16 protein-coding genes and 1 tRNA gene are annotated in these 14,957 nt (G+C 54.4%); 5 read left to right on the forward strand and 12 right to left on the reverse strand.

The genetic code is table 11. The features are described 5' to 3' along the window. Positions 1-568 precede the first annotated feature (568 nt). The 3 genes from AAIR21_RS14240 to AAIR21_RS14250 form a co-directional block, all read right to left on the reverse strand. A tRNA-Gly gene (locus AAIR21_RS14240) sits at positions 569-642 on the reverse strand. A gap of 80 nt (positions 643-722) precedes the next feature. Then, a complete protein-coding gene (actS, locus tag AAIR21_RS14245; RefSeq protein ID WP_014171504.1) occupies positions 723-1,463 on the reverse strand; it encodes an amidase activator ActS in 741 nt (246 codons plus the stop codon). Next, entirely contained in the window at positions 1,445-1,600 is a 156-nt protein-coding gene (locus AAIR21_RS14250; RefSeq protein WP_183516696.1) for a hypothetical protein, read from the reverse strand. The genes actS and AAIR21_RS14250 overlap by 19 nt, the downstream gene beginning before the upstream one ends. Before the next feature lie 25 nt (positions 1,601-1,625). Between AAIR21_RS14250 and idi the strand changes: the two genes are divergently transcribed. Then, on the forward strand, positions 1,626-2,168 hold the full coding sequence (gene idi, locus AAIR21_RS14255; RefSeq protein ID WP_113656428.1) for an isopentenyl-diphosphate Delta-isomerase: 543 nt from the start codon (positions 1,626-1,628) through the stop codon (positions 2,166-2,168). Between the two features lie 39 nt (positions 2,169-2,207). Here the strand turns inward: idi and lysS are convergent, their stop codons facing one another. The 5 genes from lysS to xerD all read right to left on the reverse strand — a co-directional run bounded on the left by lysS (position 2,208) and on the right by xerD (position 8,296). Next, complete coding sequence (gene lysS / locus AAIR21_RS14260) at positions 2,208-3,725, reverse strand: lysine--tRNA ligase (protein ID WP_044866096.1); 1,518 nt, start codon at positions 3,723-3,725, stop codon at positions 2,208-2,210. A 9-nt stretch (positions 3,726-3,734) separates the two neighbouring features. Further along, positions 3,735-4,833 (reverse strand): peptide chain release factor 2 gene (gene prfB / locus AAIR21_RS14265; RefSeq protein ID WP_104440355.1). Its coding sequence is split into 2 segments (ribosomal slippage): positions 3,735-4,757 and positions 4,759-4,833, totalling 1,098 coding nucleotides; the frame shifts between segments, so codons are not numbered across the junction. Between the two features lie 90 nt (positions 4,834-4,923). Continuing rightward, positions 4,924-6,657, reverse strand: coding sequence for a single-stranded-DNA-specific exonuclease RecJ (gene recJ, locus AAIR21_RS14270; protein WP_183516697.1), 1,734 nt, complete (start codon positions 6,655-6,657; stop codon positions 4,924-4,926). 5 nt (positions 6,658-6,662) lie between these two features. Then, positions 6,663-7,376: a bifunctional protein-disulfide isomerase/oxidoreductase DsbC gene (dsbC, locus tag AAIR21_RS14275; RefSeq protein WP_020883731.1), complete on the reverse strand. Its 714-nt coding sequence runs from the start codon at positions 7,374-7,376 to the stop codon at positions 6,663-6,665. A gap of 23 nt (positions 7,377-7,399) precedes the next feature. Then, a complete protein-coding gene (gene xerD / locus AAIR21_RS14280) occupies positions 7,400-8,296 on the reverse strand; it encodes a site-specific tyrosine recombinase XerD (protein ID WP_151887166.1) in 897 nt (298 codons plus the stop codon). A gap of 101 nt (positions 8,297-8,397) precedes the next feature. On the opposite strand from xerD, the gene fldB reads away from it, so the two are divergent. Continuing rightward, the gene (gene fldB / locus AAIR21_RS14285; RefSeq protein ID WP_183516698.1) at positions 8,398-8,919 is read left to right on the forward strand and encodes a flavodoxin FldB; all 522 of its coding nucleotides are present in this window, start codon (positions 8,398-8,400) and stop codon (positions 8,917-8,919) included. Between the two features lie 6 nt (positions 8,920-8,925). Here the strand turns inward: fldB and AAIR21_RS14290 are convergent, their stop codons facing one another. Next, positions 8,926-9,336, reverse strand: coding sequence for a protein YgfX (locus AAIR21_RS14290; protein ID WP_014171514.1), 411 nt, complete (start codon positions 9,334-9,336; stop codon positions 8,926-8,928). Continuing rightward, a complete protein-coding gene (sdhE, locus tag AAIR21_RS14295) occupies positions 9,317-9,583 on the reverse strand; it encodes an FAD assembly factor SdhE (protein ID WP_003863437.1) in 267 nt (88 codons plus the stop codon). Before sdhE ends, AAIR21_RS14290 begins: the two co-directional genes overlap by 20 nt. A 294-nt stretch (positions 9,584-9,877) precedes the next feature. Between sdhE and ygfZ the strand changes: the two genes are divergently transcribed. Next, positions 9,878-10,858, forward strand: coding sequence for a tRNA-modifying protein YgfZ (ygfZ, locus tag AAIR21_RS14300; protein WP_020883730.1), 981 nt, complete (start codon positions 9,878-9,880; stop codon positions 10,856-10,858). 109 nt (positions 10,859-10,967) lie between these two features. On the opposite strand, the gene trhA is transcribed toward ygfZ, so the two are convergent. Next, positions 10,968-11,627, reverse strand: a complete 660-nt coding sequence (trhA, locus tag AAIR21_RS14305; protein ID WP_014171517.1) for a PAQR family membrane homeostasis protein TrhA — start codon at positions 11,625-11,627, stop codon at positions 10,968-10,970. A gap of 266 nt (positions 11,628-11,893) precedes the next feature. On the opposite strand from trhA, the gene AAIR21_RS14310 reads away from it, so the two are divergent. Together AAIR21_RS14310 and bglA are read left to right on the forward strand one after the other, a co-directional pair. Continuing rightward, positions 11,894-12,625 carry a MurR/RpiR family transcriptional regulator gene (locus AAIR21_RS14310; RefSeq protein WP_020883729.1) on the forward strand — a complete coding sequence of 244 codons (732 nt, stop codon included), beginning with the start codon at positions 11,894-11,896 and terminating at the stop codon, positions 12,623-12,625. A gap of 116 nt (positions 12,626-12,741) precedes the next feature. Further along, positions 12,742-14,175, forward strand: a complete 1,434-nt coding sequence (gene bglA / locus AAIR21_RS14315) for a 6-phospho-beta-glucosidase BglA (RefSeq protein ID WP_032678925.1) — start codon at positions 12,742-12,744, stop codon at positions 14,173-14,175. Between the two features lie 36 nt (positions 14,176-14,211). Here bglA and AAIR21_RS14320 read toward each other — a convergent pair whose 3' ends face one another. Continuing rightward, the gene (locus AAIR21_RS14320) at positions 14,212-14,955 is read right to left on the reverse strand and encodes an SDR family oxidoreductase (RefSeq protein ID WP_183516699.1); all 744 of its coding nucleotides are present in this window, start codon (positions 14,953-14,955) and stop codon (positions 14,212-14,214) included. Positions 14,956-14,957: the final 2 nt, after the last annotated feature.

The raw sequence follows: 14,957 nt of genomic DNA on the forward strand, positions 1-14,957 counted from the left end.
TGGGGGACACCCCCTCGCCTGAGTGCAGTACTTTTCAGTCGTGGCCTTTTTGGTACTTTAGTAAATATCGAGAAGCCTTGAGAATTAACTCATTACAAGATTTCAGACAATACAAGCCATAAAGCCCGTTGGTGGTAAGACAACGTGCGGAGCGTAGCGACTTCATCGGGGGTTATGTCAGACAGTGAAGTTTATCAGGATCGCCGTGTACCCTTTCGGGAGCGTGGCTGAGACGCTGGCAGAGCTTGCATATGGTTTGCAAGTACCGTAACCACCATAAAACCTGTTTATTCCCTGCAACGTCATCTCGACGTGTGGCATGTGGGAGCATCGGCAAAAATGCGCTTCACTGAAAGCTGTAGGAGTTATGCCGGGTGCTCGGCTTTTTGTTCATTGTTGGGCTATCGCGGTAAGAACGTGGAACCACCGCCAGCTATTTGATATGCTCCCTAACCACATACCAGATCGCAGCAGCAATGAGTAGCCCCGTGGGTACCTTTAAAGGTAACACTGGTTACATCCGCTTTTAGCTTATTGATTCTAAAGAATATTTTAGAGTGGAAATAGCTGGAGCGGGCGAAGGGAATCGAACCCTCGTATAGAGCTTGGGAAGCTCTCGTTCTACCATTGAACTACGCCCGCTTTGAGGTGCGTAAGGCATTATAGACCTTACGCCTCTTCATACAAGCCTCTTTGCAACTAAATGGCGAATATATAATCACTTAGCACTTTGGCTTACTGCCTGGCGCCGGAAGATAACGCTGCGGATCGATGGCTGTGGCGCGATAGCGGATCTGGAAGTGTAACTTCACCGAGTCCGTACCGGTACTGCCCATGGTGGCAATCTTCTGCCCAGCCTTCACATTCTGCCCGTTGTTCACCAGCATCGTATCGTTGTGGGCATAGGCAGTGATGTAATCTTCCCCATGCTTAATCATGATCAGGTTACCGTAACCGCGCAGCTGGTTGCCGACGTAGACCACCTTCCCTGCCCCTGATGCATAGACTGGCGTGCCGCGCGCAGCAGCGATATCAATGCCTTTATTGCCCCCCTCAGACAAGGAGTAAGGCAACACGACTTTGCCGCTGGCAGGCCAGACCCAGCAACGCTGGCCGACCGGAGGCCATGAGGACTGCGGCACCGCGTAGGACGGCGTCACTTTGGCTGTTTTGCCTTTTGAGGATTTCTTCGTTGAAGACGCGCCACCGTTAACCTTCAGTTTCTGCCCCACCTCGATGGTGTAGGGTGGAGAGATGTTATTCAGACGCGCCAGATCCTTCACGCTGGTCCCCGTTGCGCGCGAAATCCGATACAGCGTATCCCCGCGCTTAACGGTATAGACCGCACCGGAATAGCTGCCCATATCCGACGACTTGCTTCCTGAACAGCCTGCCAGTAATAGCGTCAGCGTCAGACAAAAAACGGCGGTAATGGGATTTCTCGTCAGGCTTCCTGCAAACAAAACAGATCCTCGGTCAGCATGAATGGCGCACTATGATACCAGCCCAGACTGATATGGGTCAGCCCTTTTCCGCTCTTGAGAGCAAACGGCGCATGGAGGAATGCGGTATAATGCAGCTGCTGATGGTGCTGAGCCATCCGCATCGTTGGCACTGGAGCATCAATGAGTATTCAAGAACACGTTATTTTGGTAAATGACCAGGGAATGGTGATTGGCACTCAGGAAAAGTACGCCGCGCACACCGCCCACACCCCGCTGCACCTGGCTTTCTCATCGTGGCTTTTTAACGCCAGAGGTGAGTGTCTGGTTACCCGACGCGCCTTAAGCAAAAAAGCCTGGCCAGGGGTCTGGACCAACTCCGTTTGCGGACATCCTCAGTCCGGTGAAAAGACGGAACAGGCTATCATCCGCCGTTGCCGCTTTGAGGTTGGCGCGGAGATCGCCAATATTACCCCCATCGCCGCTGAATTCCGTTACCGTGAAGCCGATCCTTCGGGGATCGTGGAGAACGAGATTTGCCCGGTATTCGCAGCACGTGTCACCAGCGAACTGCATATTAATCACGATGAAGTGATGGAGTATGAATGGGTCGAGCTGGAAGCGTTGTTCCGCGCACTGGACGCTGCCCCCTGGAGCTTTAGCCCGTGGATGGTGCAGGAAGCGACGGTCGCCCGCGACGCGCTCAGGGCCTTCTCGGCGCAATAAAAAAGCCCCTTTCGGGGCTTTTTTTACTGTCTTAACGGCTTACTTCACCGGGCGCATCGCCGGGAACAGGATCACATCACGGATGGTGTGGCTGTTAGTGAACAGCATAACCATACGGTCGATACCAATCCCCAGACCTGCGGTTGGTGGCAGACCGTGCTCCAGCGCAGTCACATAGTCTTCGTCGAAGAACATCGCTTCGTCATCGCCCGCCGCTTTCGCGTTAACCTGATCCTGGAAGCGCTGAGCCTGATCTTCTGCATCGTTCAGCTCGCTAAAGCCGTTGCCGATTTCGCGGCCACCGATGAAGAACTCAAAGCGGTCAGTGATTTCCGGGTTCACATCATTACGACGTGCCAGCGGAGAAACTTCTGCCGGGTATTCGGTGATGAAGGTCGGCTGAATCAGGTGCGCTTCGGCCACTTCTTCGAAGATCTCGGTCACGATACGGCCCAGACCCCAGCTCTTCTCAACTTTGATACCGATGCTTTCCGCGATCGCTTTCGCAGAGTCGAAGTTATCCAGATCGGCCATGTTGGTTTCTGGACGGTATTTCATGATCGCTTCGCGCATGGTCAGTTTTTCGAACGGCTTGCCGAAGTCGAAGACTTCTTCACCGTAAGGCACTTTAGTGGTGCCCAGAATGTCCTGCGCCAGGGTACGGAACAGAGATTCGGTCAGCTCGATCAAATCTTTATAATCCGCATACGCCATATAGAGTTCCATCATGGTGAACTCTGGGTTATGACGCACGGAGATGCCTTCGTTACGGAAGTTACGGTTGATTTCGAACACGCGGTCAAAACCACCGACGACCAGACGCTTCAGGTACAATTCCGGCGCGATACGCAGGTACATGTCCAGATCGAGGGCGTTGTGATGGGTGATGAACGGGCGTGCAGACGCGCCGCCTGGGATCACCTGCATCATTGGGGTTTCCACTTCCATAAAGTCGCGGTTAACCATGAACTGGCGGATACCGGCCATGATCTGAGAGCGAATCTTGAAGGTCTTACGGGATTCATCGTTGGAGATGAGATCCAGGTAACGCTGACGGTAGCGCGCTTCCTGATCCTGCAGGCCATGGAATTTGTCCGGCAGCGGGCGCAGGGCTTTGGTCAGCAGACGCAGTTCGGTGCAGTGGATAGACAGCTCACCGGTCTTGGTTTTGAACAGCTTACCTTTCGCCCCCAGGATATCGCCCAGGTCCCACTTCTTGAACTGCTCGTTGTAGATGCCTTCCGGCAGGTCGTCGCGGGAGACGTACAGCTGAATACGGCCGCCAACGTCCTGCAGCGTCACGAAGGAGGCTTTACCCATGATACGACGGGTCATCATGCGGCCAGCAACGGCCACTTCGATGTTCAGCGCTTCCAGCTCTTCGTTCTCTTTACCGTCGAAGTCAGCGTGCAGTTGGTCTGAGGTATGGTCACGACGAAAATCGTTCGGGAACGGTACGCCCTGCTCGCGCAGTGCTGCCAGCTTCTCGCGGCGGGTTTTCAGTTCGTTATTAAGATCGACTACCGCGTCAGCGCCCTGTGCTTGTTGTTCAGACATGTTGGTTCCTCATAACCCTGCTTTCAAACTTGCTTCGATAAATTGGTCCAGGCTGCCGTCCAGCACCGCCTGCGTGTTACGGGTTTCAACCCCGGTACGCAGGTCTTTGATGCGGGAGTCATCAAGGACGTAAGAACGGATCTGGCTGCCCCAACCGATGTCAGATTTGTTATCTTCCATCGCCTGTTTCTCAGCATTTTTCTTCTGCATCTCCAGCTCATAAAGCTTCGCTTTCATCTGCTTCATGGCCTGGTCTTTGTTCTTATGCTGGGAACGGTCGTTCTGGCATTGCGTCACCAGCCCGGTTGGAATGTGGGTGATACGCACCGCAGATTCCGTACGGTTAACGTGCTGACCACCCGCGCCGGATGCGCGATAAACGTCGATACGCAGATCCGCCGGGTTGATGTCGATATCGATATCTTCGTCAACTTCCGGATAGACAAACGCGGAGCTGAAGGAGGTGTGACGACGGCCGCCGGAGTCGAACGGGCTCTTACGCACCAGGCGGTGAACCCCCGTCTCGGTACGCAGCCAGCCGTAGGCGTAATCGCCAATAATCTTGATGGTGACAGATTTAATACCGGCCACTTCACCTTCAGACTCTTCGATGATTTCGGTTTTGAAGCCGCGGGCTTCCGCCCAGCGCAGATACATGCGCATCAGCATGCTGGCCCAGTCCTGGGCTTCGGTACCGCCAGAACCTGCCTGAATATCGAGATAGCAGTCAGCGTTATCGTATTCACCGGAGAACATGCGACGGAATTCAAGCTGTGCCAGCTTCTCTTCGAGCACGTCGAGTTCAGCCACGGCTTCGTTAAAGGTTTCTTCGTCGTCAGCTTCGACGGCCAGCTCCAGTAAACCGGAAACATCTTCCAGCCCCTGAGCCATTTGATCCAGCGTATCTACGATAGCTTCGAGAGAGGAACGCTCTTTACCCAGCGCCTGCGCGCGTTCAGGTTCGTTCCAGACGTCCGGCTGTTCCAGCTCGGCGTTTACTTCTTCAAGACGCTCTTTCTTGGCATCGTAGTCAAAGATACCCCCTAAGAACGTCAGAGCGCTCCGTGAGGTCCTGAATACGGTTTTTTACCGGATTAATTTCAAACATGGTCTGTTTTCTTTTATGGACTTGTCAAAATGCGGTGATAAGAGCGGGATTGTACCGAATCCACGCCCTTTTTTATAGAGATTACTGCCGCTAAATTGGCCAGATATTGTCGATGATGATCTGAAGGGTGCGGTTACCGCGGAACTCGTTTATATCCAGTTTGTAAGCCAGCTCAACTTCGCGCACGCCGTTGTCCGGCCAGACAGCGGTATCGACGTTAAAGGCAATACCGTCCAGCAGCGGGCCACCGCCTACAGGCTCGACCATCACTTTCAGATGGCGCTCACCAACAATGCGCTGTTGCAGCAGACGGAAGCGGCCATCGAACAGGGGTTCCGGGAACATCTGCCCCCACGGCCCTGCATCCCGGAGCATCTGTGCCACTTCCATCGTCATCTCAACCGGCGTGAGTTCGCCGTCGGAAACCACTTCGCCCTGCAGCAGGGCCGGGTCAATCCAGTCGGTGACCAGCTCGCCGAACAGACGCTGGAACTCGTCGAACTTCGCCTCTTCCAGCGACAAACCTGCCGCCATGGCATGGCCGCCGAACTTGAGCATCAAACCCGGGTAGAGGGTATCCAGACGCTCCAGCGCATCGCGCATGTGCAGCCCCTGAATCGAACGCCCGGAGCCTTTGAGGGTGCCATCACCAGCCGGTGCAAACGCAATGACCGGGCGGTGGAAACGCTCTTTAATACGCGAAGCCAGAATGCCCACCACGCCCTGATGCCACTCAGGGTGATACATCGCCAGGCCGCCCGGCAGCGTATCGCCGCTGCGTTCCAGCTTTTCGCACAGGGTCAGCGCTTCAACCTGCATTCCCTGTTCAATTTCTTTACGGGTCTGGTTCAGGGCGTCCAGCTCATTAGCCAGCACGCGCGCTTCACCAATGTTGTCGCACAGCAGCAACGCGACGCCAACGGACATGTCGTCCAGTCTGCCGGCCGCGTTCAGGCGAGGCCCCAGGGCGAAGCCCAGATCGCTTGCCGCCAGCTTGAGCGGATCGCGGTTAGCAATCTCAAGCAGCGCTTTGATACCGGGACGGCATTTGCCCGCCCGGATGCGGCTTAAGCCCTGCCAGGTCAGAATACGGTTATTGGTATCGAGCGGCACCACGTCTGCGACGGTCCCCAGTGCGACCAGGTCGAGATACTCGGCCAGGTTCGGCACGGCAATACCGCGGGCGTCGAACCAGCCCTTATCACGCAGCAGCGTGCGTAACGCCAGCATCAGATAAAATGCCACGCCGACGCCTGCGAGTGATTTCGACGGGAAATCGCAGTCGCGCAGGTTCGGGTTGATGATCGCTTCCGCGGCAGGCAGCGTTTCACCCGGCAGGTGGTGATCGGTAACCAGCACCGGGATCCCCAGCTGATGCGCATGATCGACGCCCGCATGGGAAGAGATCCCGTTGTCTACGGTCAGGATCAGCTGTGCGCCGCGGGCATGGGCCTGATCGACCACTTCCGGGCTGAGGCCGTAACCATCTTCAAACCGGTTCGGCACCAGATATGTCACGTTGTCGCAGCCCAGCGCGCGCAGGCTCAGCACGCTCAGCGCGGTACTGGTTGCGCCATCAGCATCAAAATCCCCCACCACCACAATACGCGTACCTTCACACAGCGCGTTGTAGAGAATTTCTGTGGCTTTTTCGATGCCGTTTAACTGCTGCCATGGCAACATCCCTTTAACGCTGCGCTCAAGGTCGGCGGCGGTACGCACGCCACGGCTGGCGTAAAGCCGCTTTAACAGCGGCGGGAGGTCGTTAGGCAAATCAGCATGTTCAACCGCCTCGCGGCGGCGCAGTTTTATTGGGGCTTTCACGCGAATTATTTACCACCAAACTGTTTCTGGTGCGCGTCGAGGAACTCTTTCATCTCTTTAGGTCCCTGATAACCCGGAACAACATAGCCATTGCTCAGGACAATCGCTGGCGTACCGTTCACGCCAAACTGCACACCCAGCGCGTAGTGGTTAGCGATATCAATGTCGCAGGATGCAGGCTGCACGCCTTTGCCATTCATCGCGTCATCAAAGGCTTTGTTGCGGTCTTTCGCACACCAGATAGCTTTCATATCCTGCTCTGGCTTGCTCTCAACGCCCGCGCGCGGGAAGGCCAGATAACGCACGGTGATCCCCAGCGCGTTGTAATCTTTCATCTCTTCATGCAGCTTATGGCAGTAGCCACAAGTGATGTCGGTGAAGACGGTAATGACGTGTTTTTCCTGCGCCGCTTTATAAACGATCATCTCTTTTTCGAGCGCGTTCAGGTTTTTCATCAGCAGCTGGTTGGTTACGTTGACCGGCTGTGCACCGCTCACGTCGTACATTGGCCCCTGAATAATGTGTTTTCCGTCTTCGGTCACGTACAGCACGCCGCTGTTCGTCAGAACCGTTTTCATGCCGGCAACCGGTGCAGACTGGATATCACTGCTGGTGACGCCAAGCTTCGCCAGAGACTGTTTGATAGCGGCGTCATCCGCATGGGCAAAACCGGTAAATGAGGCTGCCAGCAGGGTGAACAGCGCGAAAGACTTTTTCATATAAGATCCTAATTCGTCGGCACTCACGCTCGTGGGTGGTGCTGTTGGTGTAGCTGCCGCAGCCGTTCCGTCGCGACATGGGTATAAATTTGGGTCGTGGAAAGATCGCTATGTCCCAGCAGCATCTGCACCACGCGCAGGTCGGCGCCGTGGTTCAGCAGATGCGTCGCAAAGGCATGACGCAAAACGTGTGGCGAAAGCTTTTCACTGTCGATACCCGCCAGTGTGGCGTAATGTTTGATGCGATGCCAGAACGTTTGCCGCGTCATCTGTTGTGCGCGCTGGCTGGGGAACAAGACGTCGATTGAAGCGCCATTAAGCAACCATGGACGACCGTGCTCCAGATACGTTTCCAGCCAGTACACCGCCTCTTCACCCAGCGGCACCAGCCTTTCCTTGTTTCCTTTACCGATTACGCGAACCACGCCCTGACGAAGGCTAATGTCGCTCATCGTCAGGCCGACCAGTTCAGAAACACGCAAACCGGTAGCATACAATAGCTCAAGCATGGCTTTATCGCGTAACTCCAGCGGCAGGTCAACTGCGGGTGACTGTAATAATCTCTCAACTTGTGCTTCGCTGAGATCTTTCGGCAGCCGCTGCGGGAGTTTCGGGGAGGCCAGGAGCGCGCTGGGATCGTCTCCGCGAATTTTTTCACGGTTGAGATGCTGGAACAGCCGACGCATTGCGCTGAGCAAACGTGCGGAACTGGTGGCCTTGTAGCCCCCTTCCATCCGCTCGCCCAGCAGCGCCTGCAGGTCGTCGCTTTGTGCGTTCGCCAGCGACAGCCCGCGGTGCGCCAGCCACTCCACCAGCATGGTGAGATCGCGCCGGTAGGCACTGAGCGTATTCTCGGCCAGGTTCTTCTCCAGCCACAGTGCATCGAGAAACTGTTCGATGAGTGCGAGATCCTTTTCCACATCAGCCCCTTTGATTCTGCAGTCAGGCCATTATGCCTGATTGCGATCGGTTTCTGGTACACTACGCGCAAAGTCAAAGCAAGAATTGAGATAGTCACGCGATGAATATTGGTCTGTTCTATGGTTCCAGCACCTGCTACACCGAAATGGCGGCAGAGAAAATTCGGGACATCATTGGCCCGGAACTGGTGACGTTGCATAACCTGAAAGATGACGCGCTTACGCTGATGGAGGAGTACGACGTGCTGATCCTCGGCATCCCGACCTGGGATTTTGGCGAAATACAGGAAGACTGGGAAGCCATCTGGGACCAGCTTGATACGCTTAACCTCGACGGCAAAATCATTGCCATGTACGGCATGGGAGATCAGCTGGGTTACGGTGAGTGGTTCCTGGACGCACTCGGCATGCTGCACGACAAACTGGCACCGAAGGGCGTCACGTTTATCGGTTACTGGCCAACCGAAGGGTACGAGTTCACCAGTAAGAAACCGATTATTGCCGATGGGCAGCTGTTTGTCGGGCTGGCACTGGATGAAACCAACCAGTACGATCTCAGCGATGAGCGCCTGCAAAGCTGGTGTGAGCAGATTCTGGGCGAAATGGCAGAAAAGTTCAGCTAACGCGAATTACTCCTGCGTCAGCTGCTGTAATAACATCCGACGCAGGTCCCGCCACTCAGCGCTATCCATACTGTCCGCGGCCAGCCACAGATGCTGGCGACGCCCGCTGTCCACGCTACGTAGCCGCAGCATCATGCCGGAAGCGATCATCCAGGGCATACCGAGAATTTCCCACTCTTTTCCCTGCCAGCGCAGGCGGGAATCCATCAGTAATTTGATCTCCCCCTGACGGGCATGAATGCGGCGCTGGCTGCGCACGCTGTCAAACACCACAAACGACAGCAACAGCAGCCACAGAGGCGTATAGCTAAGCGGCCACGGCATCAGTAACACAAAGGCCGCGACCAGGCCGTGGAGCAACAACGACATCCACTGCGAGCGCCACGAGACGCGAAGGTCAGATTGCCACAGGACCACGTTCCTGATTCCGTGTTTGAATTAATTGCACCATCCGTTGCAACTCGGTGTCGGCGGGTTTGCCGTGATTCATCAGCCAGTTAAATAAATCAGGATCGTCAGACTCAAGCAGGCGAACAAACAGACGCTTATCATCATCGCTTAAGCTGTCATACTCATATTCGAAGAAAGGCATGATGGAAATATCAAGTTCACGCATGCCGCGACGGCACGCCCAGTGAATACGGGCCTTGTTGTTAATATCCATGTTCTGTTTCCTGCATTACGTTTGGCACAGTCGGCACCCCGTCCAGTGTTCTTGATTTCTCTGCGGGGACACCAGCTAGTGTAACGTGTTTTTGACCGTTTCTTTACTGGAATATTGCGAACCACGAGCGCGCTTCCACAATAAACCCTATAAAGACAGCGGATTACACTATTTTGCGTGGCACTACGCATAACCGGGTTATGGCACAAATGGCCTGTTGAAAGCGCTTGCAATGCCAGCAGGCTCTTTTACCATTAGGCATTATCAAAGCGTTAAGCAATTCAGGATATCGTTATGGCCTTTACACCATTTTCTCCTCGCCAGCCCGCCGCCTCTGCGCGTCTGCCGCTGACGCTTATTACTCTTGATGACTGGGCGCTGGCGACACTCACCGGTGCAGACAGCGAAAAATACCTGCAGGGCCAGGTAACCGCCGACGTCAGCCAGATGGACGAACATCAGCATCTGCTGGTCGCACACTGCGATCCAAAAGGGAAGATGTGGAGCAACCTGCGCCTGTTCCGTCGTCAGGAGGGTTTTGCCTTTATTGAGCGCCGCAGCCTGCGGGACGCGCAGCTCACCGAGCTGAAAAAATACGCGGTCTTCTCAAAAGTCACTATCGCCGCGGATGATGAACACGTTCTGCTGGGCGTGGCAGGCTTCCAGGCCCGTGCGGCGCTGAAAAATCTGTTCAGTGAACTCCCGGATGCCCAGAAACAGGTCGTCAGCGAAGGCGCAACGTCTATCCTGTGGTTTGAACACCCGGCGGAACGCTTTCTGTTAGTCACGGATACCGCGACCGCCGAACGCGTCACCGAGGCGCTGCGTGGTGAAGCCCAGTTTAATAACAGCCAACAGTGGCTGGCGCTGAACATTGAAGCCGGGCTGCCGGTGATTGACGCCGCAAACAGCGGGCAGTTCATTCCTCAGGCCACCAACCTGCAGGCGCTGGGTGGCATTAGCTTTAAGAAAGGGTGCTATACCGGCCAGGAGATGGTGGCACGCGCCAAATTCCGCGGAGCCAACAAACGCGCACTATGGACCCTGGCGGGCCACGCCAGCCGCGTGCCTGACGCTGGTGAAGATTTAGAGCTGAAGATGGGCGAGAACTGGCGCCGTACCGGCACGGTGTTAGCCGCAGTTCAACTGGATGATGGCCGCCTTCTGGTTCAGGCCGTCATGAACAACGATATGGAAGCCGACAGCGTGTTCCGCGTGCGTGACGATGCTAATACACTGAGCATTGAGCCACTGCCGTATTCGCTGGAAGAGTAAGGCGTCATTGCCCGGCGACGAGATAAAAAAACGGTAACCTGACGGTTACCGTTTTTTTTGCTTACTCTCACGAAGAGAGGGCGGAGGCAAGAAAATCAACGTTCTGAAATTAAACCTGCCCCACATAGAGATAAATCGCTAAAAAGTGGCACACGCTACCGCCCAGCACAAACCCATGCCAGATAGCATGATTGTACGGGATACGCTTGCAGACATAGAAAATGACGCCCAGCGAGTAGACGATGCCCCCAACGGCCAGAAGCGTCACGCCCCCTACCGCCAGCTTGATCGCCAGTTGATAAACCACAATCAGCGAAAGCCAGCCCATCGTGAGATAGGTCACCAGCGACAGCACCTTAAACCGGTGCGCAATGGTCAGCTTAAACAGGATCCCCAGCAGCGCCAGGCTCCAGATAACAATCATCAGGCCACGCGACAGCGGCGAGTTAAGGCCCACCAGCAGGAAAGGCGTGTAGGTCCCTGCAATAAGAAGATAGATAGCGCAGTGGTCGAATTTCTTGAGCCAGATCTTGGCCCGTTGATGCGGGATAGCGTGGTACAGCGTCGACGCCAGGAACAGCAGGATCATACTCCCGCCATACAGACTGTAGCTGGTAATGGCCATTGCGCTGGCATTCGTATCCACCGCCTGCACCAGCAATAACACTAAACCGACAATCCCAAAAACCAGGCCAATACCGTGGCTAATACTGTTGGCTATTTCCTCAGCCAGCGAATATCCCTGTGCAATTAATGGTCTGCTCACCATACAAAACTCCGGGAAAACTAACGATGAATATTCATCACCTGTCTATGCTAACTGAGAATGATTCCAGTGAACACCTGTTAGCTAAAATAATTTCACAAACATAATTTTTATCTATAAATCATGAACATAAACAAATTATTCACCTAACATTTGTTCACATTAAAATTTAATCATTAAGAATCAAGGGCATAAAATTGGATCCTGCCGACTTGCTGCATGTTATGATGGATAAATGAGGTCTGAATGAGAGTTTCGCCATTGTGAGTATGTTCACCCACGCCGCCATTGCCAGTCTCAATAATCTGGAAATGATGGTCTACAACTATGTCATTAAAAATCGTGACAAAGTCATGTACATGACCATCCGCGAGCTGGCGGATGCGGCCGGCGTCTCAACGACCACTATCCTGCGCTTTTGCCGCAAACTCAACTGCGAAGGCTACTCTGAATTCCGCGTGCGCTTTAAGCTCTATTTAGAGCAGAACGAACCTCAGCAGGCAAATTTTGGTGCCAGCGAAATTATCAGCTTCTTTAAAGGCGTTAATAACGAAGAGTTCGATGCTTTATTAGATGAGGCGGTCGATATTATTTTATCTTCCGAACGTATTATATTTGTCGGCGCGGGCACGTCTGGCTCGCTGGCAAAATATGGCGCACGCTTCTTTTCGAATATCGGTAAATTCAGCAACCACATCGACGATCCTTATTTCCCGGTCACCAATGATATGGCGAAAAACGCGCTGGCGATTGTGCTGTCGGTATCCGGTGAAACCGAAGAGATCCTGCGCTTTGCCAGCCAGTTTAGCCTGCATCGCTGCAAAGTGCTCTCCATTACCAGCCACGAGCACTCGCGCCTGGCAAAGCTCGCGGACTTTAACCTCTCCTGGCATGTCCCTCAGATGCGGATAGGCGGCGTGTACGATATCACCACACAAATACCCGTCATCTATATTCTCGAATCGCTTGGCCGGAAACTGGCGAAGAAACTGACAGAATAAAACACCCTGTTTTTTCGATGTGACAAATTACATTTTCAGCGAATTGTTATATCGTGACATTTAATTCCGCTTTGCTAGACTCGAACGCAATATGTCATTAACTGAGAATAGCAGCGATGAAAAAACTTACCCTACCAAAAGACTTTTTATGGGGCGGCGCAGTGGCCGCTCACCAGGTTGAAGGCGGCTGGAACAAAGGCGGTAAAGGGCCGAGCATCTGCGATGTCTTAACGGGCGGTGCGCACGGCGTGCCGCGCGAAATCACGCAGGAAGTCGTGCCGGGGAAGTACTATCCGAACCACGAAGCTATCGACTTCCATGGCCATTACAAAGAAGACATCAAGCTGTTTGCTGAGATGGGCTTCAAATGTTTCCGCACCTCTATCGCCTGGACGCGTATCTTCCCGAAAGGGGATGAAACACAGCCGAATGAAGAAGGCCTGAAGTTCTACGACGACATGTTCGATGAGCTGCTGAAATACAATATTGAACCGGTCATCACCCTCTCCCACTTCGAAATGCCGCTCCACCTGGTGCAGGAGTACGGCGGCTGGACCAACCGTAAAGTGGTGGATTTCTTTGTGCGCTTCGCGGAAGTGGTGTTTGAGCGTTACAAAAATAAGGTCAAATACTGGATGACCTTTAACGAGATCAACAACCAGCGTAACTGGCGTGCGCCGCTGTTTGGCTACTGCTGCTCAGGCGTGGTTTATACCGAGCATGACAATCCGGAAGAGACCATGTACCAGGTGCTGCACCACCAGTTCGTTGCCAGCGCGCTGGCGGTGAAAGCGGCGCGTCGCATTAACCCGGAAATGAAAGTCGGCTGTATGCTGGCAATGGTGGCGCTCTACCCGTTCTCCTGTAAACCAGAGGACGTGATGTTTGCACAGGAATCCATGCGTGAACGCTATGTCTTTACCGATGTCCAGCTGCGCGGTTACTACCCATCCTATGTGCTTAATGAATGGGAACGCCGTGGCTTCACCATCCATATGGAAGCGGGTGACGAGCAGATCCTGCGTGAAGGCACCTGTGACTATCTGGGCTTCAGCTATTACATGACCAACGCCGTGAAAGCGGAAGGCGGTACTGGCGATGCTATCTCAGGCTTTGAAGGCAGCGTACCGAACCCGCATGTGAAAGCCTCTGACTGGGGCTGGCAGATTGACCCGGTGGGTCTGCGCTATTCCCTGTGCGAATTGTACGAGCGTTATCAGAAACCGCTGTTTATCGTGGAAAACGGCTTTGGCGCCTACGACAAAGTAGAAGAAGACGGCAGCATCAACGATGACTACCGCATCGACTACCTGCGTGCGCACGTGGAAGAGATGATGAAAGCCGTCACGTATGATGGCGTGGATCTGATGGGTTATACCCCGTGGGGCTGCATCGACTGCGTGTCGTTCACTACCGGCCAGTACAGCAAGCGCTACGGCTTTATTTATGTGAACAAGCACGACGACGGTACCGGCGATATGTCACGCTCGCGGAAAAAGAGCTTTAACTGGTACAAAGACGTGATTGCCAGCAACGGCGAGACGCTTTAACGCTTTTCTCCTCTCCCCGATGGGGAGAGGAGATGTTTATTTCCCACCCGCCAGTTCAATAAAACTTCCCGTCACATACGAGGCTTTCTCGCTCAGCAGCCAGACAATCGCCTGCGCCACCTCTTCCGGCTGACCGCCACGCTGCATAGGCAGCATGGATTTGACCCTATCCACCCGGCCCGGCTCACCGCCAGATGCATGAATCTCGGTGTAAATCAGCCCGGGACGCACGCAGTTTACGCGGATCCCTTGCGCTGCCACTTCCAGCGATAATCCCGTCGTCAACGAATCGACAGCACCTTTGGACGCGGCGTAATCCACATATTCACCCGGAGCACCGAGGCGCGATGCCGCGGATGACACGTTCACGATCGCGCCGCCTTTGCCACCATGTTTGAACGACATGCGTTTTACCGCTTCGCGGCAGCAGAGGAAATAACCGGTCACGTTCGTGGCTAACACGCGGTTGATCCGTTCAGCGGAGAGGTGTTCAATCGTGGATTGTTCAAACAGGATCCCGGCGTTGTTCACCAGTGCGGTAAGCGGTCCGGCTTCACGATCGATACTGTCGAACATCGCCAGCACCTGAGCTTCATCACTGATATCTGCGCGCACGGCAAACGCGTTACCCCCCGCGTCGGTAATCATCGTGATCACATCCGTCGCGGCTTTAATGTTGTGGTGATAGTTTACCGCCACGGTGTAGCCTTCGCGCGCCAGCTGCAGCGCGGTGGCTTTACCAATACCGCGGCTGGCGCCGGTGACCAGTGCAATTGCCATCT

This window comes from Enterobacter sp. PTB (assembly GCF_051130085.1).
Taxonomy (GTDB): domain Bacteria; phylum Pseudomonadota; class Gammaproteobacteria; order Enterobacterales; family Enterobacteriaceae; genus Enterobacter; species Enterobacter ludwigii.